Origin of the sequence: Hydrogenophaga palleronii NBRC 102513 (genome assembly GCF_001571225.1) — a bacterium.
In the GTDB taxonomy this organism is placed as follows: Bacteria; Pseudomonadota; Gammaproteobacteria; order Burkholderiales; family Burkholderiaceae_C; genus Hydrogenophaga; species Hydrogenophaga palleronii.
This window is the reverse complement of sequence record NZ_BCTJ01000020.1, coordinates 51886-77109: the sequence shown is the minus strand read 5'-3', so window position 1 is coordinate 77109 and position 25224 is coordinate 51886. Positions and strand designations below refer to the sequence as shown.

Below are 25224 nucleotides of genomic sequence, written 5' to 3'. Positions count from 1 at the left end.
CTGCGAGCTCCTTTACAGCAACACGCGACGGAAGTCGCTGAGGATCTGGCCGAGGTAGACGTTGAAGCGCGCGGCGGCAGCGCCGTCGATCACGCGGTGGTCCCAGGTCAGCGACAGCGGCAGCATCAGGCGCGGCTGGAAGGCCTTGCCGTCCCACACCGGCTCCATGTTGCTCTTGCACACACCCAGGATCGCCACTTCCGGCGCGTTGATGATGGGCGTGAAGTAGCGCCCACCAATGCCACCCAGGCTGGAGATGGTGAAGGTCGCCCCGCTCATCTCGGCCGGGCTCAGCTTGCCTTCGCGCGCCTTCTTGGCCAGTTCGCCCATTTCCTGGCTGATCTGCAGCACGCCCTTTTTGTCGGCGTCCTTGATCACCGGCACCATCAGGCCATTGGGCGTGTCGGCGGCAAAGCCGATGTGCCAGAACTGCTTGTAGATCAGCGCGTCGCCGTCGAGCGAGCTGTTGAACTCGGGGTACTTCTTGAGCGCGGCCACGCAGGCCTTGATCAGGAAGGCCAGCATCGTGACCTTGATGCCGCTCTTCTCGTTTTCCTTGTTGGTGGACACGCGGAAGGCTTCGAGGTCGGTGATGTCGGCGTCGTCGTGGTTGGTGACGGCCGGGATCATGACCGCGTTGCGCAACAGGTTGGCGCCGCTGATCTTCTTGATGCGGCCCATCTCCTTGCGTTCGATCGGACCGAACTTGGCGAAGTCCACCTTGGGCCAGGGGATCAGGCCCAGGCCGGCACCGTCGCCCGCACCACCACCGGCCGGGGCCTTGGCCGCCTGCGCCTTGGTTTGTGCAGCACCGGCCATCACCGACTTGGTGAAGCTCTGCACGTCGTCGAGCACGATGCGGCCTTTGGGGCCGCTGCCCTTGACTTCGTCCAGCGGCACACCGAGTTCGCGTGCGAACTTGCGCACCGAGGGCGAGGCGTGCGGCAGGCCCAGCGGCGCGGCGGCCGTCGGGTTGTGGGCCGCCGGGGCCGCAGCGGCCGGCGCCGACGCGGTGGCCGTGGCCTGCGGTGCGGCTGCAGCGGGCGCTTCCGCAGGCGCAGCGGCAGCAGGTGCCGGCGCTGCAGGTGCAGCGGCTGGCGCCGCAGCGGCCACGCCTTCGAGGATCGCCAGCAGGTCACCGATGTTGACCGTGTCGCCCACCTTGACCTTGAGCTCCTTCAGCACGCCGGCAGCGGACGAAGGGATCTCCATCGAGGCCTTGTCGCTCTCCACCGTGATCAGGCTCTGGTCGGCGGCGATGGTGTCGCCGGGCTTGACCAGCAGTTCGATCACCGCAACGTCCTTGAAGTCACCGATGTCGGGCACCAGCACTTCCACCGGGCCAGCGGCCGCGGCAGGTGCGGCAGCAGGCGCCGGCGCAGCAGCGGGGGCCGCTGCAGGCGCAGCCGGAGCCGCGGCCGGTGCGGTGGCTGCGGGGGCAGCAGCGGCTTCGCCCGCGGCCTCCAGCACCAGCACCACCGAGCCCTCTTTCACCTTGTCGCCAATGGCGACCTTGAGTTCCTTGATCACGCCTGCGGCGCTGGACGGGATCTCCATCGAAGCCTTGTCGGACTCGACCGTGATCAGCGACTGCTCGGGCTTGACCGTGTCGCCCACCTTCACCAGCAGTTCAATGACCGCCACCTCATCAAAGTCGCCGATGTCCGGGACCTTCACTTCAATCAGTGCCATGTTGTTGTCTCCGGATTAGGCGTAGAGCGGGTTCACTTTGTCGGCGTTGATGCCGTACTTCTGGATCGCCTCGGCCACCTTGGCCACAGGCAGCTTGCCCTCTTCGCTCAGCGCCTTGAGTGCGGCCACCACGATGTAGTGGCGGTTGACCTCGAAGTGTTCACGCAGCTTGCTGCGGAAATCGCTGCGACCGAAACCGTCGGTGCCCAGCACCTTGTAGGTGCGGTCCTTCGGGATGAAGGGGCGGATCTGCTCGGCGTAGGCCTTCATGTAGTCGGTCGATGCCACCACCGGGCCGCTGGTGTTGCCCAGCTGCTCGGCCACGAAAGGCACACGCGGCGTTTCGGTCGGGTGCAGCAGGTTCCAGCGGTCGGCGTCCTGGCCGTCGCGCGTCAGCTCGTTGAAGCTCGGGCAGCTCCAGACGCCGGCGCTCACGCCCCATTCCTTCTCCAGCAGTTCCTGCGCCGCAATGCTCTCGCGCAGGATGGTGCCGCTGCCCAGCAGCTGCACGGTCGGCGCGTTCTTCTTGAGCGCGGGCGCCTGCTTGCACAGGTACATGCCCTTGATGATCTGCTCTTCCGTGCCGGGCTGCAGGCCGGGCATGGCGTAGTTTTCGTTCAGCAGCGTCAGGTAATAGAACACGTTGTCCTGGCGCTCCACCATGCGCTTGAGGCCATGGTGCAGGATGACGCCGACTTCGTGCGCGAAGGTCGGGTCGTAGCTCACACAGTTCGGGATCGTGCCGGCCAGGATGTGGCTGTGGCCGTCTTCGTGCTGCAGGCCTTCGCCGTTGAGCGTGGTGCGCCCGGAGGTGCCGCCCAGCAGGAAGCCGCGCGCCTGCATGTCGCCCGCCGCCCAGGCGAGGTCGCCCACGCGCTGGAAGCCGAACATGGAGTAGTACACGTAGAACGGCACCATGATGCGGTTGCTGGTGCTGTAGCTGGTGGCCGCGGCGATCCAGCTGCTCATGCCGCCGGCTTCGTTGATGCCTTCCTGCAGGATCTGGCCGGCCTTGTCTTCCTTGTAGTACATCACCTGGTCTTTATCGACCGGGGTGTACTGCTGGCCTGCCGGGTTGTAGATGCCGACCTGGCGGAACAGGCCTTCCATGCCGAAGGTGCGGGCTTCGTCAACCAGGATCGGCACGACGCGCGGGCCCAGCGCCTGGTCACGCAGCAGCTGCGTCAGGAAGCGCACATAGGCCTGGGTGGTGGAAATCTCGCGGCCTTCGGCCGTGGGCTCCATCACCGACTTGAAGGTTTCCAGCGACGGCACGGTGAAGCTCTCGTCCGCCTTGACGCGGCGGTGCGGCAGGTAACCACCCAGGGCCTTGCGGCGCTCGTGCAGGTACTTCATTTCCGGCGTGTCGTCGGCCGGCTTGTAGAACGGCAGATCGGCGATCTGGCTGTCCGGGATCGGAATGTTGAAACGGTCGCGGAAGGCCTTGATGTCCTCGTCGGCCAACTTCTTGGTCTGGTGGACGTTGTTCTTGCCCTCGCCGACCTTGCCCATGCCGAAGCCCTTGACGGTCTTGACCAGCAGCACGGTGGGTTGGCCCTTGTGCTTGACCGCTGCGTCGAAGGCGGCATACACCTTCTGCGAATCGTGGCCGCCGCGGCGCAGTTGCCAGATATCGTCGTCGCTCATCTTGGCGACCATCTCCAGCGTGCGCGGATCGCGGCCGAAGAAATGCTTGCGCACGTAGGCACCGTCGTTGGCCTTGAAGGCCTGGTAGTCGCCGTCGAGCGTCTCCATCATGATCTTGCGCAGGGCGCCTTCCTTGTCGCGCGCCAGCAGCGGATCCCAGTTGCTGCCCCAGATCAGCTTGATCACGTTCCAGCCGGAACCGCGGAACTCGCCTTCGAGTTCCTGGATGATCTTGCCGTTGCCGCGCACCGGGCCGTCCAGGCGCTGCAGGTTGCAGTTGATGACGAAGACCAGGTTGTCCAGGCCTTCGCGGGCCGCCAGGCCGATCGCGCCGAGCGACTCGACCTCGTCCATTTCACCGTCGCCGCAGAACACCCAGACCTTGCGGTTCTCGGTGTTGGCAATGCCGCGTGCGTGCAGGTACTTGAGGAAACGCGCCTGGTAGATCGCCATCAGCGGGCCCAGGCCCATGGACACCGTGGGGAACTGCCAGAACTCGGGCATCAGCTTGGGGTGGGGGTAGCTGGACAGGCCCTTGCCGTCCACTTCCTGGCGGAAGTTGAGCAACTGCTCTTCGCTCAAGCGGCCTTCCAGGTAGGCGCGGGCATAGATGCCGGGCGACACGTGACCCTGGATATAGAGGCAGTCACCCCCGTGGTTCTCGCTCTCGGCGTGCCAGAAGTGGTTGAAGCCGGCGCCGAACATGTTGGCCAGCGAGGCGAAGGAACCGATGTGGCCACCCAGGTCGCCACCTTCGGGCGGGTGGTGGCGGTTGGCCTTGACCACCATGGCCATCGCGTTCCAGCGCATGTAGGCGCGCAGGCGCCCTTCGATTTCGAGGTTGCCGGGGCAACGCTCTTCCTGGTCGGTCTCGATGGTGTTGACGTAACCCGTGTTGGCGGAGAACGGCAGGTCGATGCTGTGCTGGCGGGCTTCTTCCAGCAGCTGCTCGAGCAGGAAGTGCGCCCGTTCGGGGCCCTCACGCTCGATCACGGCGGCCAGGGCCTCCATCCATTCGCGGGTTTCCTGGGAATCGACATCCGCGGCTGTGCGACCGCCTTGTGCGTCATGGGCTGACATGTTGTCTCCTGTTGGGTGGAATCGAGCTTACGGACCCCTGTCCGCAGTGTCACGGATTTTTCCACAAAAGCCTTACCTTTTCAATATATGCCATCTATTTTTGCATTATGGAATTCGTTACACATATTGAAGCAATGCGCCCGGCATCTGGCCGCGAAATAGCGCCGTCGGCCGCAGGCAGAACGGGGGGCTCACGTAGACTCACGGGTCCATGATTCCGCTCCCCGATCCCCACGCACAGACCGCCTCGACGACCAAGGCCGTCTGGTGGAAACGCTGGTGGCGCCGCCTGCCGCCGTCACGCCAGGACCGCTTTGCCACCCTCGGCCCGCTGCTCGCGGTGCTGCTGTTCCTCTCGGCCATCGTGGTCGCCATCACCTACCTGCGCTACGAAGAACTGGAGCGTGAACAGGAAGCCGTGACGCGCGACGTCGAATACGCCCAGCAGCGCCTGCGCCTGCGCCTGCTGGAGCGGCAGGAGCAGCTGATGCGTCTGGCGCGCGAGGTCAGCAACAAGGAGATCGAAAGCGAGGAGTTCGAGTTCCAGGTCGAGTCGCTGGTGAGCCAGTTTCCCGAGATGCTGGCGATCAGCTGGGTGGACGGCCGCCGCAACGTGCTGGCCAGTTATGCATCGCCCAGCGCGCCCACGGCGCTGGTGCGGCCGGTGGGCAGCGCGCTCACACCGGGCGAGACCGACGGCTCCTTCGATCTCGCGCGCGACCTGCGCCAGCCGATCTACTCGCGCCCGCTCGGTGAAGACGCACGCAATGCCACGCTGATGCTGCAGGTGCCACTGACCGAACAGGGGCGCTTTGCCGGCACCATCATGGGCGAGTACTCGATCGACGGGCTGATGCGCTATGGCGTGCCACCCGAGATCATGGCGCGCTACGCCGTGGCCCTGGTCGACGACCGCGGCCGCGTGCTGGCCGGCAACCTGCAGACGCCGACCAGCGTGCTGCGCCTGCTGCCCTGGTCCAACCCGCCGCTGGAGCACGAGGTGCCGGTCTCGCCGGTGGGCAACGGCCTGATCGTCAAGGCGCAGGGCTACCGCACCTCACAAGATATTGTGGGCAGCGGCTTCTTCTGGGTCATCGGCGCGTTGTCGGCGCTGACGGTCTGGATGCTGCTCGGCACCTGGCGCCACACGCGCCGCCGCGTACAGGCCCAGCAGGCCCTGGTGGCCGAAACCAATTTCCGCCGCGCGATGGAGAACTCCATGCTCACGGGCATGCGCGCGCTCGACATGCAGGGCCGCATCACCTACGTCAACCCGGCCTTCTGCTCCATGACCGGCTGGACCGAAGGCGAACTGGTCGGGCGCACCGCCCCCTTCCCCTACTGGCCGGAAGAAGAACACGACCAGCTCGCCGCGCGCCTGGAAGACGAGTTGCGCGGCCGTTCCACGCCGGGCGGCTTCGAGGTGCATGTGAAGCGCCGCGACGGCAGCATCTTCGACGCGCGCATGTACGTCTCGCCGCTGATCGACCCCAAGGGCCACCAGACCGGCTGGATGACCTCGATGACCGACATCACCGAGCCCAAGCGCATCCGCGAAGAGCTCTCGGCCTCGTACGAGCGTTTCACCACCGTGCTGGAGAGTCTGGACTCGGCGGTGTCGGTGGCCCCGCTGGGCAGCGACGAAATGCTGTTCGCCAACAAGATGTACCGCCTGTGGTTCGGCACCCGTGGCCAGGGCCACCGGCACCTGGTGGATCTGGCCGGCAACCAGCCCACGCCCAGCCCGGACGACGGTGATGCGGTGGACGCCTTCGCCGGCATGCCGACCGAAACCCTGACCGACGCCGGTTCGGAAAACGCCGAGGTGTTCGCCGAGGAACTCGACCGCTGGCTCGAAGTGCGCACGCGTTACCTGACCTGGGTGGACGGCCGGCTGGCGCAGATGGTGATTGCCAGCGACATCACGCCGCGCCGCGTTGCCGAAGAACAGGCCTCGCGCCAGGCCGAGCGCGCACAGACTGCGAGCCGCCTGATCACCATGGGCGAGATGGCCTCCAGCGTGGCACACGAACTCAACCAGCCGCTGACCGCCATCAGCAACTATTGCAACGGCATGATCTCGCGCGTCAACGAGCAGCGCATCACCAACGACGAACTGCTGGGCGCGCTCGACAAGACCGCGCGCCAGGCCCAGCGCGCAGGCCAGATCATCCAGCGCATCCGCGCCTTCGTGAAACGCAGCGAACCCAACCCGGCACCATCGGATGTGGCCCAGATGGTGAGCAACGCGATCGAGCTCGCCGACATCGAACTGCGCCGCCATCAGGTGCGCCTCTCCCCCTATGTGGCGGCGCGCCTGCCCAACCTGATGGTCGATCCGATCCTGATCGAACAGGTGTTGATCAACCTGCTCAAGAACGCCGGCGAAGCGATTGCCCAGGCCGGCCGGGCACCGGGCGAACGCTATGTCGAATTGCGCGTCGGCCCGCGCCACGTTGAAGACATGGACGTTGTCGAGTTCTCGGTGCGTGACTCCGGCAGCGGCGTGCCCGATGAAATGATCGAACGCATCTACGAAGCCTTCTACAGCACGAAGAGCGAGGGCATGGGCATCGGCCTCAAGCTGTGCCGCAGCATCGTCGAATCGCACCATGGCCGGATGCAAGTTCAGAACATTTACAATGGTGAAGAGGTGGTGGGCTGCTGCTTCAGCTTCTGGATCCCCGTGATCTCTCGGCTGCAGAACCACAGCGCCGCGGCTGGGCCCGCCACAGAGCCGCTGACGGACACAGAAAGATCGAGATGAGTTTGATCCCCAAAAAAGGCAGCGTCTACGTGGTCGACGACGACGAGGCTGTGCGCGACTCTCTGCAATGGCTGCTTGAAGGCAAAGACTTCCGCGTCCGATGCTTCGAATCTGCCGAAGCCTTTCTCAGTCGCTACGACGCCCGCGAGGTGGCCTGCCTGATCGCCGATATCCGCATGGGCGGCATGACCGGCATGGAGCTGCAGGAACGCTTGATCGAACGCCAGTCGCCCCTGCCCATCGTCTTCATCACCGGCCACGGCGACGTGCCGATGGCGGTGGAGTCCATGAAGCGCGGCGCGCTCGACTTCATCCAGAAACCCTTCAAGGAAGACCAGCTGGTGGCCCTGGTCGAGCGCATGCTCGAACACGCGCGCGAAGCCTTCGCCACGCACCAGCAGGCCATCAGCCGCGACGCCCTGCTCTCCAAGCTCACCAGCCGCGAAGCCCAGGTGCTTGAGCGCATCGTCGCCGGCCGTCTGAACAAGCAGATTGCTGACGACCTCGGCATCAGCATCAAGACGGTGGAGGCGCACCGCGCCAACATCATGGAAAAACTCGGTGCCAACACCGTGGCCGACCTGCTCAAGATCGCGCTCGGCCAGACACCCGCCAAGGCCTGATCGCAACCACCGCGCCCCACACCCCTCAACGCCCGCCGGATTGCCCGGCGGGCGTTTGTTTTTCAACTGCAAGGACGCCCCAGCCATGACCGCCCAACTCATCGACGGCAACGCCCTCTCCCGCCAACTGCGCGCCGACGTCAGCGCGCGCGTGACCGCCCTCAAGGCCCGCGACATCACACCCGGCCTGGCCGTGATCCTGGTCGGCGAGAACCCGGCCTCGCAGGTCTACGTGCGCAACAAGGTCAAGGCCTGCGAAGACACCGGCATGCACTCGCTGCTGGAGCGCTGGCCCGCCACCCTGAGCGAGGCCGAGCTGCTGGCCCGCGTCGATGCCCTCAACCGCGATGCGACCATCCACGGCATCCTGGTCCAGCTGCCGCTGCCGGCGCACATCGACGCGCAGAAGGTGATCGAGGCGATCTCGCCGGCCAAGGATGTGGACGGTTTCCACATCGCCAGCGCCGGTGCGCTGATGACCGGCATGCCCGGCTTCTGGCCCTGCACGCCTTACGGCTGCATGAAGATGCTGGAGAGCATTGGCTACGAGCTCAAGGGCAAACATGCGGTGGTGATCGGGCGCAGCAACATCGTCGGCAAACCCATGGCGCTGATGCTGCTGCAGCAGAACGCCACCGTCACCATCTGCCACAGCGGCACCCAGGATCTGAAGGCGCTCACCCTGCAAGCCGACGTGATCGTCGCCGCGGTGGGCAAACGCAATGTGCTGACGGCCGACATGGTCAAGCCCGGTGCGGTGGTGCTCGACGTCGGCATGAACCGCAACGACGAAGGCAAGCTCTGCGGCGATGTGGACTTTGACGGCGTCAAGGAAGTGGCCGGCTGGATCACGCCAGTGCCCGGCGGCGTCGGCCCCATGACCATCACCATGCTGATGGTCAATACGCTGGAATCGGCGGAAGGCCTGCGGGCGGCCTGACCGTCTCTGGGCGCGCTGTTGGCGCCCAGGTTCGGCAACGTGTCAGGGAGCCGGTCTTTCGGCCGCGCCCCTGACGCCCGACACACGCCACAGCACCACGGCCGCGCAGACCCACTGGCCGAACACCATGGCGGTGCCCAGGCCATGCCAGAGGCGCAGGTTGCCGCCGCTGGCGCGGGCCGTGACGATGTTGTGAGCCACACCGTATTGCTGCAGCAAGGCGAGCAGCATGGCCAGCAGCACGAAACCCAGGGTGGTGATGGTGGGGCCATCGGGGCGCCCACCCTCTTCGGTGCCGCGCCGCAGGATCACCAGCAGCGCCAGGCCCAGCAGCAGACCGGCGTGCGACTGGAACGCAAACAGTTTGGCCGCCACGCCACCGGCCAGCGCCGGGTTGCCCAGCTGTATGAAGAGCATGGGCACGGCAACAAAACTCAACGCCGTGATGCCACCCCACCACAGGGCGGCGATCAGCACGGGTAAGCGCTGCAAGAGCATGCGCTCAGACGTAGCGCACGGCCACGATTTCGTAGTGCTTGACGCCGCCCGGTGCCTGCACCTCGGCCACGTCGCCCTCTTCCTTGCCGATCAGCGCGCGCGCAATCGGGCTGCTGATGTTCACCAGGCCCAGCTTGAGGTCGGCCTCGTCTTCACCCACGATCTGGTAGGTCACCTTTGCGCCGCTGTCTTCGTCTTCCAGGTCCACGGTGGCGCCGAACACCACCTTGCCGCCGGCATCCACCGCCGCCGGGTTGATGATCTGGGCCGCCGACAGCTTGCCTTCCACCTCGGCGATACGGCCTTCGATGAAACCCTGGCGGTCCTTGGCGGCGTCGTATTCGGCGTTTTCGCTCAGGTCACCCTGGGCACGTGCCTCGGCGATGGCGTTGATCACCCAGGGGCGGTCCACGGTTTTCAGCCGGTGCAGCTCCTCCTTGAGCTTTTCTGCGCCGCGTTGGGTGATGGGAAGGGTGGCCATTTCAATGCTCCTGAGCCCGCAACCCCGTCCATCGGGGTCTGCGTCAAACCAAAAGGAAACCGCCGAGCGTTGCCGGTCGGCGGTGTACTGGGGAGGATTATGCCCCGGTCAAGCCAGCCGGCTCAACCGGGAAGAACCCGGGGCGAATTCAGAGTTGCGCGTGCATTTCCTGCACCGAGATCACGCCCAGTTGATCAAGGTACTGCATGCCCTCCACCGCGGCTTCGGCGCCGGCAATGGTGGTGAAGGTGGTCACGCGGGCCAGCAGCGCGGAGGTGCGGATGGCGCGCGAATCGCTGATGGCGTTGCGGCGCTCTTCCACGGTGTTGACGACCAGCGCGATGTCGCCGTTCTTGATCGCGTCGACGATGTGCGGGCGGCCTTCGGTGACCTTGTTGACCGTCTGCACGGCCACACCGGCGGCGCTGATGGCCGCGGCCGTGCCACGCGTGGCGACCAGCTCGAAGCCCAGGCCGACCAGCTGGCGGGCGATGTCCACCGCGCGCGGCTTGTCGCTGTTCTTCACCGTCAGGAACACCTTGCCGGACGTCGGCAGTTTGGTGCCGGCACCGATCTGGCTCTTCACGAAGGCTTCGCCAAAGGTCTTGCCCACGCCCATCACCTCGCCGGTGGACTTCATCTCGGGGCCGAGGATGGTGTCCACACCGGGGAACTTGACGAACGGAAACACGGCTTCCTTGACGCTGAAGTACGGCGGCGTGACTTCGGCGCCAATGCCTTGTGCGTCAAGCGACTGGCCGGCCATGCAGCGCGCCGCCACCTTGGCCAGCTGGATGCCGGTGGCCTTGGAGACGAAGGGCACGGTGCGCGAGGCGCGCGGGTTCACTTCGAGCACGAAGATCACGTCCGTCTTGCTGCCGTTCTCTTCCACTTCCTGGATCGCGAACTGCACGTTCATCAGGCCCACCACGTTCAGGCCTTCGGCCATGGCCGCGGTCTGGCGCTTGAGTTCGTCGACCGTGGCCTTGCTCAGGTAATACGGCGGCAGGGAGCAGGCGGAGTCACCGCTGTGCACGCCAGCCTGTTCGATGTGCTCCATCACGCCGCCGATGAAGACACGGCCTGTGTGGTCACGCACCGCGTCCACGTCGCACTCGATGGCATCGTTGAGGAAGCGGTCGAGCAGCACCGGCGAGTCGTGGCTGACCTTGACGGCTTCGCGCATGTAGCGCTCCAGGTCACGCTGCTCGTGCACGATTTCCATTGCGCGGCCACCCAGCACATAGCTCGGGCGCACCACCAGCGGGTAACCCAGCGCCGCGGCTTTTTCCAGTGCCTCGGGTTCGGTGCGCGCGGTGGCGTTGGGCGGTTGGCGCAGGCCCAGGGTGTTGAGCAGTTGCTGGAAACGTTCGCGGTCTTCGGCCGCATCGATCATGTCGGGGCTGGTGCCGATGATGGGCACGCCCGCGGCCTCCAGGCCGAGCGCGAGCTTGAGCGGGGTCTGGCCGCCGTACTGCACGATCACGCCCACGGGCTTTTCCTTGTCCACGATTTCCAGCACGTCTTCGAGCGTCAGCGGCTCGAAGTACAGGCGGTCGCTGGTGTCGTAGTCGGTGGACACGGTTTCCGGGTTGCAGTTGACCATGATGGTCTCGTAACCGTCTTCGCGCATGGCGAGCGCGGCGTGCACGCAGCAGTAGTCGAACTCGATGCCCTGGCCGATGCGGTTCGGGCCACCGCCCAGCACCATGATCTTTTTCTTGTTGGTCGGCTCGGCTTCGCACTCGCCGTCGCCATGGCCTTCGTACGTGGAGTACAGGTAGGCGGTGTCGGTGGCGAACTCGGCGGCGCAGGTGTCCACGCGCTTGTAGACCGGGCGGATGTTGTCGGCAATGCGGCGTTCGCGCACGGCCTGGTCGTTGGTCTTGAGCAGCTTGGCCAGGCGGCGGTCGGAGAAGCCCTTCTTCTTCAGGCCACGCAGGGTGTCGGTATCGAGCGCGGCCAGGCTGGTTTTTTCCAGCGCCAGTTCGATCTTCACGATCTCTTCGATCTGCACCAGGAACCAGGGGTCGATCTTGGTGAAGTGGTGCACTTCGTCCAGCGTCCAGCCGGCGGCAAAGGCGTCACCCACGTACCAGATGCGGTCCGGGCCGGGCGCGCCGAGCTCACGCTCCAGCGTTTCGCGGTCCTGGGTCTTTTCGTTCATGCCGTCCACGCCGACTTCCAGGCCGCGCAGGGCTTTCTGGAACGACTCCTGGAAGGTGCGGCCCATGGCCATCACCTCGCCCACACTCTTCATCTGCGTGGTCAGGCGGCTGTCGGCGGTGGGGAATTTCTCGAACGCGAAACGCGGAATCTTGGTGACGACGTAATCGATGCTGGGCTCGAAGCTGGCGGGCGTGGCGCCGCCGGTGATTTCGTTGCGCAGCTCGTCGAGCGTGTAGCCGATGGCCAGCTTGGCTGCCACCTTGGCGATCGGGAAGCCGGTGGCCTTGGAGGCCAGGGCCGACGAACGCGAGACGCGCGGGTTCATCTCGATGACGACCATGCGGCCGTCCTTCGGGTTGATGGAGAACTGCACGTTGGAGCCGCCGGTGTCGACACCGATCTCGCGCAGCACGGCCAGCGAGGCGTTGCGCAGGATCTGGTATTCCTTGTCGGTCAGCGTCTGCGCCGGTGCCACGGTGATGGAGTCGCCGGTGTGCACGCCCATCGGGTCCAGGTTTTCGATCGAGCAGACGATGATGCAGTTGTCCGCCTTGTCGCGCACCACTTCCATCTCGTACTCTTTCCAGCCGAGCAGCGACTCTTCAATCAGCAGCTCGTTGGTGGGCGAAGCTTCCAGGCCGCGCTTGCAGATGATCTCGAACTCTTCCGGGTTGTAGGCGATGCCGCCGCCGGTGCCGCCGAGCGTGAAGCTCGGGCGGATCACGACCGGGAAACCAACCGTCTTCTGCACACCCCAGGCCTCGTCCATGCTGTGGGCGATGCCCGAGCGCGCCGAACCCAGACCGATCTTGGTCATGGCGTCCTTGAACTTCAGGCGGTCTTCGGCCTTGTCGATGGCTTCGGGCGTGGCGCCGATCAGCTCGACGTCGTACTTGGCGAGCACGCCATTGCGCCACAGATCAAGCGCGCAGTTCAGCGCGGTCTGGCCGCCCATGGTCGGCAGGATGGCAAAGCCGCCCTGCGCCAGCGGGCGTTCCTTGGCGATGATCTTCTCGACCGTCTGCCAGGTGATGGGCTCGATGTAGGTGACGTCGGCCGTGGCCGGGTCGGTCATGATGGTCGCGGGGTTGCTGTTGATCAGCACGACCTTGTAACCCTCTTCGCGCAAGGCCTTGCAGGCCTGCACGCCGGAGTAGTCGAACTCACAGGCCTGGCCGATGATGATCGGGCCGGCGCCGATGATGAGGACGGTTTGTATGTCGTTTCTTTTGGGCATGGTTCGCGATGGGTGCGCGCCGGCTCAGGCCTGGCGCTGGGTGTCCAATGTGTTCAGCAACGCCTGCAGACGCTCGGCGGGCACGTTCTTCTGCATCAGCTGCAGCAGGCCGTCGCCTTCGATGATGGGGCGCAGCACTTCGATTTCGGCAGGGTAGAAACGCGCGTCCCACGCCGCCAGCTCGGTGTTGAAGGTCTCGTCGTCCCAGGTCTTGCCCTTGGCCAGCAGCGTCACCAGCGGCATGGCCTTGTTCTCCAGAAACGCCTTGCGGTAGGGCTTCTGCGCCCAGCGCTGGGCGAACCAGTCCTTGTGCGGCGCGTCCAGCGTCAGCAAACGCTTGCCGATCGCCTTCTCCACCGCAAACATCGGAAAACTGAAGAGCTTCATGGGCGCAGACCTCAGGCAGCGGCGGGCACGCGGGCCTGCATCAGTTCGATGAAACGGTCGAACAGGTAACCGATGTCGTGCGGGCCGGGCGAGGCTTCCGGGTGGCCCTGGAAACAGAATGCCGGCTTGTCGGTGCGCGCCAGCCCTTGCAGCGTGCCGTCGAACAGGCTCACGTGGGTGGCGCGCAGGGTGGCAGGCAGCGTTTTTTCGTCGACCGCAAAACCGTGGTTCTGGCTGGTGATGCTGACGCGGCCGTTGTCCAGGTCTTTCACCGGGTGGTTGGCACCGTGGTGGCCGAACTTCATCTTGAAGGTCTTGGCACCGCTGGCCAGCGCCAGGATCTGGTGGCCCAGGCAGATGCCGAAGGTGGGCACGCCGGACTCGATGATCTCGCGCGCCGCAGCAATGGCGTAGTCGCAAGGCTCCGGGTCGCCGGGGCCGTTGGAGAGGAACACACCGTTGGGCTTGAGCTTGAACACGTCCGAAGCGGGCGTCTGCGCCGGTACCACGGTGATCTTGCAGCCACGTTGGGCCAGCATGCGCAGGATGTTGTGCTTGACGCCGAAGTCGTAGGCCACGACGTGGAAACGCGGCGCGATCTGTTCGCCGTAGCCGAAGCCGAGTTGCCACTCGGTCTGCGTCCAGGCGTAAGGCGCGTCGGCCGAGACCACCTTGGCCAGGTCGGTGCCCGCCATGTTGGGCGCGGCCTTGGCGGCGGCCAGGGCCTGGGCGCGGTGGGCGTCGGTAATGGCCTCACCGGCCGGCAGGGCCAGGATGCAGCCATTCTGCGCACCGTGCGTGCGCAGGCGGCGCGTCAGGGCGCGGGTGTCGAGGTCGGCGATGGCCACCGTGCCTTCGCGCTGCAGGTATTGCGAAAGCGTTTCGTTGCTGCGGAAGTTGGAAGCCAGCAGGGGCAGGTCTTTGATGATCAGGCCAGCGGCGTGGACGCGGTTGGCCTCCACGTCTTCGGCATTGGTGCCGGTGTTGCCGATGTGCGGATTCGTCAGGGTGACGATCTGCTGGCAGTAGCTGGGATCGGTGAGGATTTCCTGGTAACCGGTGAGCGAGGTGTTGAACACCACTTCGCCCGTGGTCTGACCGGTGGCGCCAATGGAAACGCCTGTAAAGACCGTGCCGTCGGCGAGCGCGAGAAGGGCTTTCGGGTGGACGGGAAGCACGGAATTCTCCAGATTGGGGGCTGCAACATCCTCGCGCCGGCGGCAGGTGCCGCGCAGGCTTTGCGCCCGCCTCCGCACCGGCAGTGCCGGGACAAAAACGGGTGAAAAACCTGGGGTGAAAAGCCGGGGCGCGCAGGGATTGCGCCGATTGCGGGTAAACCGCGGAATTATAGCGTCTGGAGACCAGCGTTCCGGGCCGACGCGGCCTGTTGTGCACCACTGGCGTGCAGGCAGATGGCCGCGGCCGCGGCCACGTTGAGCGATTCTTCGCCGCCCGGTTGTGCGATGCGCACGGCCTGGCCGGCGCGCGCCTCCAGCGCAGCGCTCACGCCCTGCCCCTCGTGGCCCAGCACCCAGGCGCAGGGCCAGGGAAGTTCGGCCTGGTGCAACCAGTCACCGCGGTGTGAACTGGTGACGATCAGCGGCACATCCAGGGCATCCAGCTCGGCGACCGACAGGCCTTCCACCAGCCTGAGCCCGAAGTGTGCGCCCATGCCCGAGCGCACCACCTTGGGCGACCAGAGCGCCGCCGTGCCCTTGAGTGCCAGCACCTGGCCAAAGCCGAAGGCCGCTGCACTGCGCAGGATGGAGCCGACGTTGCCGGCATCCTGCAACCGGTCGAGCACCACCGCGGCCACGCCGGGCAACACCGTCGGGGCGGCGGGCAGCTCCCACACGAACCCGACACCGGCAGGCGACTCCAGCCCGCTGATGCCGGCCATGAGCGCGTCGGGCACGGTCACCACATGGTCGGCCGCATCGCGCAGGTCGTGCGGCGCCTGCACCCAGAAACGTTCGGTGAACACCGCCGTGGCCGGTCGCAAGCCGCGCGCGAGCAAGGCGCGACACAGGTGGTCACCTTCCAGCCAGACCTGGCCGCTCTTGCGGTAAGCCGTGCTGTCCTGTGCCAGCAGGCGCAGGCGCTTGAGCAAGGGGTTGTCGCGCGAACTGATGGCGTGGGGTGTGGCGCTCACGGCGATGCGTCCTTGCCGTCGGCGCTCACCACCAGCATGCGGGCTACCGGCGCGAAAGAACGGCGGTGCACCGCCAGCGCACCATGCGCCTGAAGCGCCTGCATGTGCTGCGCCGTGCCGTAACCCTTGTGGCGGTCGAAGCCGTATTCCGGGTGCTGCAGATGCAGCTCGCACAGCAGGCGGTCACGCGTGACCTTGGCCAGGATGGACGCGGCAGAAATTGAAGGCACCAGGGCATCGCCCGAAACGATGGCCTCGGCCAGCACGTCCAGCGGCGGCAGGCGGTTGCCGTCCACCAGCACCTTGGCCGGCTTCAGGCGCAGGCCCGCGACAGCGCGCCGCATGGCCAGCAAGGTGGCCTGCAGGATGTTGAGCTGGTCGATCTCTTCCACCGAGGCCTGGGCCACGCTGCAGCACAGCGCCTTAGCGCGGATTTCGTCGTACAGGCGTTCGCGCCGCAGCGCAGTGAGCTGCTTGGAATCGGCCAGGCCCTTGATGGGTGCGCGGTCGTCAAGGATGACCGCCGCCGCCACCACCGGGCCGGCGAGCGGGCCGCGCCCGGCCTCGTCCACGCCCGCCAGCAGGCCGGGCACGTCCCAGGCCAATGGCGCCTGTTCAGCCTTCAAGAACTTGTTCGATCGCATCGGTGGCCAGTTGGGCGGTATCTCGTCGCAGCGTGTGGTGCAGCGTGGTGAAACGCTGCTCCAGGGCCGTGATTCTGTCAGGTGCGTCCAGCCATGCCAACACCGCCTGCGACAAAGCCTGCGGCGAAGCGGCTTCCTGCAGGTACTCGGGCACCACGAAGTCGCCGCACAGGATGTTGGGCAGGCCCACCCAGGGCTGCAACTGCTTGCGCCGCATGATCTGCCAGGACAGCCAGTTCATGTTGTAGGCGATCACCATCGGGCGCTTGAACAGCGCCGCTTCCAGCGTGGCGGTGCCGCTGGCGATCAGCGTCACATTGCAGGCGGTCAGCGCCGTGTGCGACTGGCCCGAGAGCACCTGCAGTGCGTCGCCCAGGCCGGCGGCCCGCGCCAGGCTGGTGATGCGCTCGCGCAATGCAGGCACCGCCGGCACCACAAAACGCAGGCCGGGGCGCGCACGCTGCAGCATTGCTGCAGCTTGGAAAAAAACCTGCGCCAGGTACTGCACCTCGGACGCGCGGCTGCCCGGCAGGATGGCCACCACCGTGTCTTCGTCGCGCAAGCCCAGCGTGGCGCGCGCCGCAGCACGGTCGGGCTCCATCGGAATCACGCTGGCCAGCGGGTGGCCGACGTAGGTGGCGGCAATGCCGTGTTGCGCCAGCAGCTCGGGTTCAAACGGGAAGATGCACAGCACGTGATCAGCGCTGCGGCGGATTTTCTCCACCCGGTCAGCGCGCCAGGCCCAGACCGAGGGGCAGACGAAGTGCACCGTCGGCACGCCCTGCGCCTTCAGATTGGCTTCGAGATCGAGGTTGAAATCGGGCGCATCCACGCCAATGAACACGTCGGGCCGGGTGCTGCCCAACAGGCGCTGCTGCAGTTGCGTGCGGATGCCGACGATCTCGCGGTAGTGGCGCAGCACTTCCACATACCCACGCACGGCCAGCTTCTCGCTCGGCCACCAGGCCTCGAAACCCTGTGCGGCCATCTGCGGACCGCCAATGCCGAAAGACTTCAGATCGGGCCAGCGCTGGCGCACCCCGCCCAGCAGCAGGCCGGCCAGCAGGTCGCCCGAGGTCTCGCCCGCCACGAGGGCAAAACGCTTGGTCGCCGGCATGCTGGCCTCAGCGGACGATGCCGCGCTGGGGCGACACCTGCCCGAGGAAGTTCAGCATCATGGCCACGTCGGGCGCGGCTTCGGGCGTCTTGTCCGTCAGGCCGGCAATGCGCTCGACCGCCTGATCCAGCTTGAGGTCATCGCGGTACAGCGCCTTGTGCATGGCCTTGACGGCAGATATGCGCTCCGGAGAGAAGCCGCGCCGGCGCAGGCCTTCGAAGTTCATGGAGCGCGCCTGAGCCGGTTGGCCCTGGCACATCACGAACGGTGGCAGGTCGGCGAACAGCAGCGAACACATGGCGGTCATGGCGTGGGCACCGATGCGCACGAACTGGTGCACCACGGTGAAACCACCCAGGATCACCCAGTCGTCCACCACCACGTGGCCGGCCAGTTGCGAGTTGTTGGCAAAGATGGTGTGATTGCCCACCACGCAGTCGTGCGCCAGGTGCACGTAGGCCATGATCCAGTTGTCGTTGCCGATCTGGGTCACGGCGCGGTCGCCGGGCGAGCCGATGTTGAAGGTGCAGAACTCACGCACCGTGTTGCGGTCACCAATCACCAGCTCGCAGGGCTCGCCCGCGTACTTCTTGTCCTGCGGCACCGCTCCCAGCGAGTTGAACTGGAAGATACGGTTGTCGCGGCCAATGGTGGTGTGCCCCTCGATCACGCAGTGCGCGCCGATGGTGGTGCCGGCACCGACCTTCACGTGCGGGCCGATCACCGTGTAGGGACCGACGCTGACCGAACTGTCGAGCTGCGCCGCCGGATCGACCAGGGCGGTGGGATGGATCAAAGACACTGGGCGCCCTCTCGCACCATCAGGCGATGGTGCGCATGGTGCACATCAGCGTGGCTTCACACACCACGTGTTCGCCCACGCGCGTGACGCCATTGAACTTGAAGATACCGGCCTTCATGCGGTCGAGCTCCACATCCATCACCAGCTGGTCACCGGGTTCAACCGGCCGCTTGAAACGCGCACCGTCGATGCCGGCAAAGTAGTACACGGTCTTGTCGTCTGGCGTCACACCCATGGTGTCGAACGCCAGCAGCGCAGCAACCTGCGCCATGGCTTCGAGCATCAGCACGCCGGGCATCACCGGGCGGTGCGGGAAATGGCCAACGAAAAAGGGCTCGTTGATGGTGACATTCTTGAGCGCCTTGATGCGCTTGCCGTTTTCCAGCTCCAGCACACGGTCCACCAACAGAAACGGGTAACGGTGCGGCAGCTGCTTGAGAATCTCGTGAATGTCCATCATGGTCTGATCTTGTTTTGTATGGCCTGCTCGATTGCTTGCTCGGCGGCCTTGAGGCGTTCGCGCAGGCGGTTGAGCTGCTTGAGGGAAGCGGCGTTCTTTTCCCAGCTCGCATTGTCGTCGATGGGAAACATGCCGGTGTACTGGCCCGGCTTGAGCAGCGAGCGCGTGACCACCGAAGCGGCCGAGACATGCACGCCATCGGCCAGCCGTAGGTGACCCAGCACCACGGCTCCACCACCGATGGTGCAGTGCGCGCCGATGGTGGCGCTGCCCGCCACACCGACGCAGCCGGCCATGGCTGTGTGCGCGCCGATGTGCACGTTGTGGCCGATCTGGATCAGGTTGTCGAGCTTGACGCCGTCTTCGATCACGGTGTCGTCAAGCGCACCGCGGTCGATGCAGGTGTTGGCGCCGATCTCGACATCGTTGCCGATGCGCACCGCACCGAGTTGCTCGATCTTGATCCACTCACCCTGGTGCGGCGCAAAACCGAAACCGTCGGCGCCGATCACCACGCCCGGGTGCAGCACGCAGCGCGCGCCCACCGTGCAGCGGTCACCCAGCGTCACACGCGGATGCAGCAAGCTGTTTTCACCCACCTGGGCATCGGCACCGAGCACCGTGTGCGCGCCGATGCGCGCACCACGCGCCACCCGGGCGCGTGCACCGATGACCACGAACGGCCCGACGCTCGCGCCCTCTTCCACCCGCGCACTGGGGTGGATGCTGGCCAGCGGGTCGATGCCCGGCGCGGGCACGGTCTCGTGCTGCTGCCGCCACCACTGGGTGAGGCGTGCGAAGTAGAGGTAGGGGTCGTCGGCGACGATGCAGGCGCCACGCGCCTGGGCCTGGGCCTGCAAGGACGCGGGCACGATGAGCACATCGGCCCGTGTGGTCTGGATCTGGCTGGCGTAGCGCGCCTGGGCCACGAAGGCCAATTCGCCAGGGCCCGCCGTGGCCACGGGGGCCAGGCGGTGGATCAGCAGATCGGCCGGACCGTGTCGGGTACCGCCCAGGGCATTGACGATTTCGCCCAGCGGCCTCGACACGTGGGTTGGCCCTGCGGTATTACTTGGCGCCGTTCAAGCCGCTCAGCACCTTGTCGGTGATGTCGTGCTTGGGGTTGATGTACACGGCTTCCTGGATCACCAAGTCGTACTTCTCGGCTTCGGCCACTTGCTTGATCACGCGGTTGGCGCGTTCCAGCACGCTTTGCAGCTCTTCGTTCTTGCGCAGGTTCAGGTCTTCCTGGAACTCACGCTGCTTGCGCTGGAAGTTTTGGTCCTGGTCCACCAGCTGGCGCTGACGCACCACGCGTTGGGCTTCGGGCAGGGTCGGAGCTTCGCGCTCGAATTTCTCCGAGGCGGTCTTGAGTGCAGAGGCCAGGCCCTGCACTTCCTTCTCACGCCGCGAGAATTCCGCTTCCAGCTTGGTCTGGGCGGCTTTGGCCAAGTTGGCCTCGCGGAAGATGCGGTCGGTGTTCACGAAACCGATGCGCAGATCCTGGGCCGTCGCCGTGAAGGCCAGTAGGCCCAGCGCTGCAGCCAGCAGGTTGCGTCGGTCGAATATGCGGGAAAGAGTCTTCATCAAAAGGAGGTTCCGATCTGAAACTGGAATTTCTGGATTCTATCGCCAGGGAATTTGCGGATGGGATTGGCGATGGCGAAGCGCAAGGGTCCGACGGGCGAGATCCAGCTCAAGCCCACGCCCACGGAAGCGCGCAAATCTCTGGCGTTCGCACGGGTGTCATTTTCCCCGTACACGTTGCCCACGTCCACAAAGCCAAACATGCGCAGGGTGCGGTCGTTGCCGGCCCCCGGGAACGGCGTGATGAACTCTGCGCTCATGGCAATACTGCGATTGCCGCCGATGTTGACGAGTTCCCCGGCCTGCGCCCCCGACAGGATGGCCGAGGTCGGACCCAGGGTGCCCTGGTCGAAGCCGCGCACCGAACCGAGGCCGCCACCGTAGAAGTTCTTGAACAACGGGAACGGACGGCCGCCCAGGCCCTTGCCGTAACCCAGCTCGCCGTTGAAAGCCAGTGTGTACTGCTTGCTCAGCGGAATGTACTGCTGGATCTGGTAGTTGGCCTTGAGGTAGCGGGTGTCGCCACCAATGCCCAACTCGGTGTTGAAACGCTGCAGGCGCCCTTGCGTGGGCACCAGCGAGCTGTCTCGGCCATCGCGCGCCCAGCCGATGGTCAAGGGCACCGAGGTGCTGCTCTGACCGAAGGTGTCGGAGTAGGTCTGGTAAGCGCCGGGCAAACCGGTGCCGGGTTCGATGCGGGTCTGCTCGAAGCCGATGCCGAAGAACACTGTGTCTCGCTCGGTGAAAGGCACACCGAACTTGATGCTCATGCCGGGCGTGACCAGGCGGTAATCACCACCCTGCTGTGAGTACGGCTGGGTGGTGCGGTAATAGACGTCGATGGCGCGCGAGACACCGTCGGCGGTGAAGTACGGGTTCACCGTGCTCACCACGATCTGGCGGTTGTAGTCGCTGGTGTTGACGTCCACGCCCAGGTAGTTGCCCGAACCGAACACGTTTTCCTGCCGGATGCCGGCGATCAGCGACAGCTTTTCCGCCTGCGAGTAGCCCGCGCCGAGCGACAGGTTGCCGGTGGGCTTTTCGGCCACGGTGATGGTCATGTCCACCTGGTCGGGCGTGCCCGGCACCGGCTGGGTGTCGACCTCCACCTGGGTGAAGAAGCCGAGACGGTCCACGCGGTCGCGCGACAGGCGGATGCGGTCGCTGTCATACCAGGCCGATTCCAGCTGGCGGAACTCGCGCCGGATGACTTCGTCGCGCGTGCGGTTGTTGCCTTCGACGTTGATGCGGCGCACATATACGCGGCGCGCGGGCTGCGCACGAATGACGAAGGACACCTGCTTGTTCACGCGATTGATGTCGCGCGTGGGCTCCACTTGCGCAAAGGCATAACCGAAGGCGCCGAAATAATCGGTGAAGGCCTTCACCGTGGCGGACTCGTTTTCGGCGTTGTAGGCCTCGCCCGCACGCAAGGCCACCAGCGTCTTGAACTCTTCTTCCTTGCCCAGGTACTCACCCTCCAGTGCCACCGACTTCACCACATAGCGGTTGCCTTCGGTGATGTTCAGGGTGATGGACATGTCCTCCTTGTCGGGGGAGATGGCGACCTGGGTGGAGTCGATGCGGAATTCGAGGTAACCGCGCGTCAGGTAGTAGGAGCGCAGGGTCTCGATGTCGGCGTTCAGCTTGGCGCGTGAGTAGCGGTCCGACTTGGTGTACCAGCTCAGCCAGCCACCGGTGTTGAGGTCGAACAGGTTGCGCAGGGTCGACTCGGAAAACGCCTGGTTGCCGACGATGCGGATTTCCTTGATCTTGGCGACATCGCCTTCGACCACGCTGAAGTTGAGGTTGACGCGGTTGCGTTCGCCCGGCGTGACGGTGGTCACCACCTGCGCGGCGTACATGCTGCGGTTGATGTACTGGCGCTTGAGCTCCTGCTCCGCGCGGTCGGCCAGCGCCTTGTCGAACGGACGGCCGTCGGTCAGGCCGATGTCGCGCAAGGCTTTCTTGAGCACGTCCTCTTCAAATTCCTTGATGCCGGAGAAGCTCACGTCGGCCACGGTCGGGCGTTCTTCCACGATCACCACCAGCACGTCGCCATTGACCTGCAGGCGCACGTCGCTGAACAGGCCCAGGCCGAACAGCGAACGGATCGCGGTCGAACCTTTGTCGTCGTTGTACTGGTCGCCGATGCGGAACGGCAGCGAGGCGAACACGGTGCCGGGCTCCACACGCTGCAGGCCCTCCACCCGGATGTCGCGCAACGTAAAGGGGTCAACGGCCCAAGCCGGCAAGGCCGACAGCAAGGCCATCGCGAGCGCTGAAAGGGTCAGGCCGCGAAAGCCTCTGGTATTTTTTTTCATGGAAAGGAAGCGTTCAGCCAGCCAAGCGGGCCACATCATTGAACAAGGCAACGGACATGAGCGCCATGAGAACCACGACACCCCCGCGCTGCAGGCGCTCCATCCAGACATCAGACACGCTGCGCCCAGTGACACCCTCCCAAAGATAATACATCAGGTGTCCCCCATCGAGGACCGGCAGCGGCAGCAGGTTGAGCACGCCCAGACTCACGCTGATCAAGGCGAGAAACAGCAGGTAAGACGTGATACCGAGGCTGGCGGACTTGCCCGCGTAGTCGGCGATGGTGAGCGGGCCGCTGAGGTTCTTCACCGAGGCCTCGCCGATCAACATGCGGCCCATCATCTTGAGCGTCAGCCAGGACACTTCCCAGGTGCGCACCGCACCTTTGACCAGCCCGTCCACCAAGCCGTGGCGCACCGTCACCATCTCGGGCGCAGCACCGATGTAGGCCCCGACGCGGCCGACCCAGGCACCCGCCTGCTGCTCCGGCACCGGTGTGACGGTGAGCTGCAGTGTCTGACCGCCGCGCACCACCTCCCAGCGTTGTTCAACCGGCTGGCCCGCCGGCCCCGTGGCCGCGCGGATCAGGCCGCGCAGGCGGCCACCGTCGCCAACCGGCTGGCCGTTGATCTGGCGCACCACGTCGCCGGCGCGCAAACCGGCCGCGGCGGCGGCGCCGCCGTCCATGACCTCGCCCACCACCGGCGCGCTCCAAGGGCTGGTGATGCCGACCCGCTGGAACAGCGCCGCATCGGCTTCGCGCACTTCCAGCTCGCTCAAGGGCAGGGTCACCGGCCGCGTCGGCTCGCCTTCGTTCGGCGCCACCCAGAGCGTCAGGTCTTCGCTCGACAGCACGGCCTGGGTGAGGTGCCAGCGCAGGTCTTCGTAAGAGGCAACGTCGCTGGGCGTGGATTCGGGCGTGGCCACCTGTGCCACCCATTCGCCGCCGCGCAGACCGGCACGGTCGGCCAGCGATCCGGCCACCGGGCTGGCAAGGATGGGCTTGGGTTCTTCTACGCCGGTCCAGTTCAACATGGCATAGATCAGGATTGCCAGCAGCAGGTTGGCGGCCGGGCCGGCGGCCACGATGGCGGCGCGCGAGCGCAAGGGTTGGGTGTTGAAAGCCAGGTGGCGTTCGGCCGGGTCCACCGGTGCTTCGCGCTCGTCCAGCATGCGCACATAACCGCCCAGGGGTAGCGCACCGAGCGTGAACTCGGTCGGGCTGCCTTTCTTGCGCCAGGAGAACAGGGGTTTGCCGAAACCGACCGAGAAGCGCAGCACCTTCACGCCGCAGGCCACCGCCACCCGGTAGTGACCGTACTCGTGCACGGCGATCAACAGGCCGAGGGCTACCACGAAGGCAACGAGTGTGAGCATGGTGATATCGATCAAAAGTAAGTCGGCTGGGCGGGCCGGCCGCTGGCGCTCAGGCGGCCAGTGTGTTCACCCGGGCCAGCGCCAATGCCCGGGCTTCGGTGTCGATGGCCAGCAGGTCGGCCAGGTCCTGCGGCTTGGAGGGTGTGAGCGCCTGCAAAGTTGCATGGTTGACGCTGTGGATCTGGTCGAACCGCAGGCGGCGCTCCAGGAATGCCGCCACCGCCACCTCGTTGGCGGCATTGAGCACCGCGGTGGTGCCGACCGGCCCGGCCAGCGCGTCCCAGGCCAGGCGCAGGCCGGGAAAGCGCCGGTCGTCCGGCTTTTCGAAGCTGAGCGCGGCCAGGTTGGCGAAGTCCAGTGCGGCGGCGCCGGACTCGATGCGCTCGGGCCAGGACAGGCCGTAGGCGATCGGCCCGCGCATGTCCGGCGTGCCCAGCTGGGCCACCACCGAACGGTCTGTGTACTGCACCATGGAGTGGATCACGCTCTGCGGGTGGATCACCACCTCGATGCGCGAGCCCGGCAGGCCGAACAGGTAACTGGCCTCGATCACCTCCAGCGCCTTGTTCATCATGGTCGCCGAGTCCACCGAAATCTTGCGACCCATCACCCAGTTGGGGTGGGCGCAGGCCTGCTCGGGCGTGACGCTGGCCAGCGTGTCCGGGTCGCGGGTGCGGAACGGGCCACCCGAGGCGGTCAGCACGATCTTGTCGACCCGGCGCGACCAGGTAGCGGGGTCGTCGGGCAGCGACTGGAACACCGCCGAATGTTCGCTGTCGATCGGCAGCAAGGTCGCGCCGCCTTCGCGCACCGCCTGCATGAAGAGTTCGCCGCCCACCACCAGGGCTTCCTTGTTGGCCAGCAGCAGCTTCTTGCCGGCGCGGGCGGCGGCCAGGCTAGGCGCCAGGCCGGCGGCGCCGACGATGGCGGCCATCACCGCGTCCACCTCGGGCGCGCTGCTGACCTCGCACAAGGCCTGCTCGCCGGACAGCACCTCCACCTTCAGGCCGAGCTCGCGCACCCGTGCCGCCAGTTGCTGCGCGTGCGTGGCGCTGGCCATCACGGCGTAACGCGGGGTGAACTGCTGGCACTGCGCCAGAATGAGCTCCACCTGCGTGGCCGCGGTGAGCGCGAACACGGTGTAGCGCTCCGGATGGCGCGCGATCACGTCCAGCGTGCTGGTGCCGATGGAACCCGTGGAACCGAGGATGGTGACGGCTTGTGCGCGTTCGTTCATGG

Annotated in this window: 20 protein-coding genes; 3 read left to right on the top strand and 17 right to left on the bottom strand. The window is 65.9% G+C overall.

All coding sequences use genetic code 11. The features are described 5' to 3' along the window. Positions 1 to 12: 12 nt before the first annotated feature. Both aceF and aceE read right to left on the bottom strand, forming a co-directional pair. Positions 13 to 1692, bottom strand: coding sequence for a dihydrolipoyllysine-residue acetyltransferase (gene aceF / locus HPA01S_RS14760; protein ID WP_066271459.1), 1680 nt, complete (start codon positions 1690 to 1692; stop codon positions 13 to 15). A 15-nt stretch (positions 1693 to 1707) separates the two neighbouring features. Beyond that, a complete protein-coding gene (aceE, locus tag HPA01S_RS14755; protein WP_066271457.1) occupies positions 1708 to 4419 on the bottom strand; it encodes a pyruvate dehydrogenase (acetyl-transferring), homodimeric type in 2712 nt (903 codons plus the stop codon). Between the two features lie 211 nt (positions 4420 to 4630). On the opposite strand from aceE, the gene HPA01S_RS14750 reads away from it, so the two are divergent. The 3 genes from HPA01S_RS14750 to folD all read left to right on the top strand — a co-directional run bounded on the left by HPA01S_RS14750 (position 4631) and on the right by folD (position 8749). Beyond that, entirely contained in the window at positions 4631 to 7186 is a 2556-nt protein-coding gene (locus tag HPA01S_RS14750; protein ID WP_066271456.1) for a PAS domain-containing sensor histidine kinase, read from the top strand. Continuing rightward, a complete protein-coding gene (locus tag HPA01S_RS14745) occupies positions 7183 to 7809 on the top strand; it encodes a response regulator transcription factor (protein WP_066271454.1) in 627 nt (208 codons plus the stop codon). The genes HPA01S_RS14750 and HPA01S_RS14745 overlap by 4 nt, the downstream gene beginning before the upstream one ends. Before the next feature lie 85 nt (positions 7810 to 7894). Further along, positions 7895 to 8749, top strand: a complete 855-nt coding sequence (gene folD, locus HPA01S_RS14740) for a bifunctional methylenetetrahydrofolate dehydrogenase/methenyltetrahydrofolate cyclohydrolase FolD (protein ID WP_066271451.1) — start codon at positions 7895 to 7897, stop codon at positions 8747 to 8749. 42 nt (positions 8750 to 8791) lie between these two features. Here folD and HPA01S_RS14735 read toward each other — a convergent pair whose 3' ends face one another. The 15 genes from HPA01S_RS14735 to ispC all read right to left on the bottom strand — a co-directional run bounded on the left by HPA01S_RS14735 (position 8792) and on the right by ispC (position 25222). Continuing rightward, the gene (locus HPA01S_RS14735; protein ID WP_066271448.1) at positions 8792 to 9247 is read right to left on the bottom strand and encodes a DUF4149 domain-containing protein; all 456 of its coding nucleotides are present in this window, start codon (positions 9245 to 9247) and stop codon (positions 8792 to 8794) included. Positions 9248 to 9251: 4 nt separating this feature from the next. Further along, complete coding sequence (gene greA / locus HPA01S_RS14730; protein ID WP_066271441.1) at positions 9252 to 9728, bottom strand: transcription elongation factor GreA; 477 nt, start codon at positions 9726 to 9728, stop codon at positions 9252 to 9254. A 148-nt stretch (positions 9729 to 9876) separates the two neighbouring features. Further along, complete coding sequence (carB, locus tag HPA01S_RS14725; protein WP_066271438.1) at positions 9877 to 13134, bottom strand: carbamoyl-phosphate synthase large subunit; 3258 nt, start codon at positions 13132 to 13134, stop codon at positions 9877 to 9879. A 24-nt stretch (positions 13135 to 13158) separates the two neighbouring features. After that, on the bottom strand, positions 13159 to 13521 hold the full coding sequence (locus tag HPA01S_RS14720) for a hypothetical protein (RefSeq protein WP_066271433.1): 363 nt from the start codon (positions 13519 to 13521) through the stop codon (positions 13159 to 13161). 11 nt (positions 13522 to 13532) lie between these two features. Then, positions 13533 to 14699 (bottom strand): glutamine-hydrolyzing carbamoyl-phosphate synthase small subunit, encoded by a 1167-nt coding sequence (carA, locus tag HPA01S_RS14715; protein ID WP_066271431.1) that lies wholly within the window; start codon positions 14697 to 14699, stop codon positions 13533 to 13535. 167 nt (positions 14700 to 14866) lie between these two features. Next, on the bottom strand, positions 14867 to 15673 hold the full coding sequence (locus HPA01S_RS14710; protein WP_066271426.1) for a TrmH family RNA methyltransferase: 807 nt from the start codon (positions 15671 to 15673) through the stop codon (positions 14867 to 14869). Beyond that, on the bottom strand, positions 15670 to 16317 hold the full coding sequence (rnhB, locus tag HPA01S_RS14705; RefSeq protein WP_066271423.1) for a ribonuclease HII: 648 nt from the start codon (positions 16315 to 16317) through the stop codon (positions 15670 to 15672). Before rnhB ends, HPA01S_RS14710 begins: the two co-directional genes overlap by 4 nt. After that, positions 16289 to 17434 (bottom strand): lipid-A-disaccharide synthase, encoded by a 1146-nt coding sequence (gene lpxB / locus HPA01S_RS14700; protein ID WP_066271420.1) that lies wholly within the window; start codon positions 17432 to 17434, stop codon positions 16289 to 16291. The genes rnhB and lpxB overlap by 29 nt, the downstream gene beginning before the upstream one ends. A gap of 7 nt (positions 17435 to 17441) precedes the next feature. Further along, on the bottom strand, positions 17442 to 18236 hold the full coding sequence (gene lpxA / locus HPA01S_RS14695) for an acyl-ACP--UDP-N-acetylglucosamine O-acyltransferase (protein WP_066271419.1): 795 nt from the start codon (positions 18234 to 18236) through the stop codon (positions 17442 to 17444). 19 nt (positions 18237 to 18255) lie between these two features. Next, positions 18256 to 18696 (bottom strand): 3-hydroxyacyl-ACP dehydratase FabZ, encoded by a 441-nt coding sequence (fabZ, locus tag HPA01S_RS14690; protein WP_066271416.1) that lies wholly within the window; start codon positions 18694 to 18696, stop codon positions 18256 to 18258. Beyond that, a complete protein-coding gene (gene lpxD / locus HPA01S_RS14685; protein ID WP_066271414.1) occupies positions 18693 to 19745 on the bottom strand; it encodes a UDP-3-O-(3-hydroxymyristoyl)glucosamine N-acyltransferase in 1053 nt (350 codons plus the stop codon). The genes fabZ and lpxD overlap by 4 nt, the downstream gene beginning before the upstream one ends. A gap of 19 nt (positions 19746 to 19764) precedes the next feature. Beyond that, on the bottom strand, positions 19765 to 20283 hold the full coding sequence (locus tag HPA01S_RS14680; RefSeq protein WP_066271410.1) for an OmpH/Skp family outer membrane protein: 519 nt from the start codon (positions 20281 to 20283) through the stop codon (positions 19765 to 19767). Next, positions 20283 to 22607, bottom strand: a complete 2325-nt coding sequence (gene bamA, locus HPA01S_RS14675) for an outer membrane protein assembly factor BamA (RefSeq protein WP_066271409.1) — start codon at positions 22605 to 22607, stop codon at positions 20283 to 20285. The genes HPA01S_RS14680 and bamA overlap by 1 nt, the downstream gene beginning before the upstream one ends. 13 nt (positions 22608 to 22620) lie before the next feature. Further along, positions 22621 to 23985: an RIP metalloprotease RseP gene (gene rseP, locus HPA01S_RS14670; protein ID WP_066271478.1), complete on the bottom strand. Its 1365-nt coding sequence runs from the start codon at positions 23983 to 23985 to the stop codon at positions 22621 to 22623. Positions 23986 to 24034: 49 nt separating this feature from the next. Continuing rightward, positions 24035 to 25222: a 1-deoxy-D-xylulose-5-phosphate reductoisomerase gene (gene ispC, locus HPA01S_RS14665; protein ID WP_066271408.1), complete on the bottom strand. Its 1188-nt coding sequence runs from the start codon at positions 25220 to 25222 to the stop codon at positions 24035 to 24037. Positions 25223 to 25224: the final 2 nt, after the last annotated feature.

What these genes read in the sequence shown, in the direction of transcription:
- aceF (WP_066271459.1), bottom strand. Translation starts at nt 1,692, where the DNA reads ATGGCACTGATTGAAGTGAAGGTCCCGGACATCGGCGACTTTGATGAG.
- aceE (WP_066271457.1), bottom strand. Translation starts at nt 4,419, where the DNA reads ATGTCAGCCCATGACGCACAAGGCGGTCGCACAGCCGCGGATGTCGAT.
- HPA01S_RS14750 (WP_066271456.1), top strand. Translation starts at nt 4,631, where the DNA reads ATGATTCCGCTCCCCGATCCCCACGCACAGACCGCCTCGACGACCAAG.
- HPA01S_RS14745 (WP_066271454.1), top strand. Translation starts at nt 7,183, where the DNA reads ATGAGTTTGATCCCCAAAAAAGGCAGCGTCTACGTGGTCGACGACGAC.
- folD (WP_066271451.1), top strand. Translation starts at nt 7,895, where the DNA reads ATGACCGCCCAACTCATCGACGGCAACGCCCTCTCCCGCCAACTGCGC.
- HPA01S_RS14735 (WP_066271448.1), bottom strand. Translation starts at nt 9,247, where the DNA reads ATGCTCTTGCAGCGCTTACCCGTGCTGATCGCCGCCCTGTGGTGGGGT.
- greA (WP_066271441.1), bottom strand. Translation starts at nt 9,728, where the DNA reads ATGGCCACCCTTCCCATCACCCAACGCGGCGCAGAAAAGCTCAAGGAG.
- carB (WP_066271438.1), bottom strand. Translation starts at nt 13,134, where the DNA reads ATGCCCAAAAGAAACGACATACAAACCGTCCTCATCATCGGCGCCGGC.
- HPA01S_RS14720 (WP_066271433.1), bottom strand. Translation starts at nt 13,521, where the DNA reads ATGAAGCTCTTCAGTTTTCCGATGTTTGCGGTGGAGAAGGCGATCGGC.
- rnhB (WP_066271423.1), bottom strand. Translation starts at nt 16,317, where the DNA reads ATGCGATCGAACAAGTTCTTGAAGGCTGAACAGGCGCCATTGGCCTGG.
- lpxB (WP_066271420.1), bottom strand. Translation starts at nt 17,434, where the DNA reads ATGCCGGCGACCAAGCGTTTTGCCCTCGTGGCGGGCGAGACCTCGGGC.
- fabZ (WP_066271416.1), bottom strand. Translation starts at nt 18,696, where the DNA reads ATGATGGACATTCACGAGATTCTCAAGCAGCTGCCGCACCGTTACCCG.
- HPA01S_RS14680 (WP_066271410.1), bottom strand. Translation starts at nt 20,283, where the DNA reads ATGAAGACTCTTTCCCGCATATTCGACCGACGCAACCTGCTGGCTGCA.
- bamA (WP_066271409.1), bottom strand. Translation starts at nt 22,607, where the DNA reads ATGAAAAAAAATACCAGAGGCTTTCGCGGCCTGACCCTTTCAGCGCTC.
- rseP (WP_066271478.1), bottom strand. Translation starts at nt 23,985, where the DNA reads ATGCTCACACTCGTTGCCTTCGTGGTAGCCCTCGGCCTGTTGATCGCC.
- ispC (WP_066271408.1), bottom strand. Translation starts at nt 25,222, where the DNA reads ATGAACGAACGCGCACAAGCCGTCACCATCCTCGGTTCCACGGGTTCC.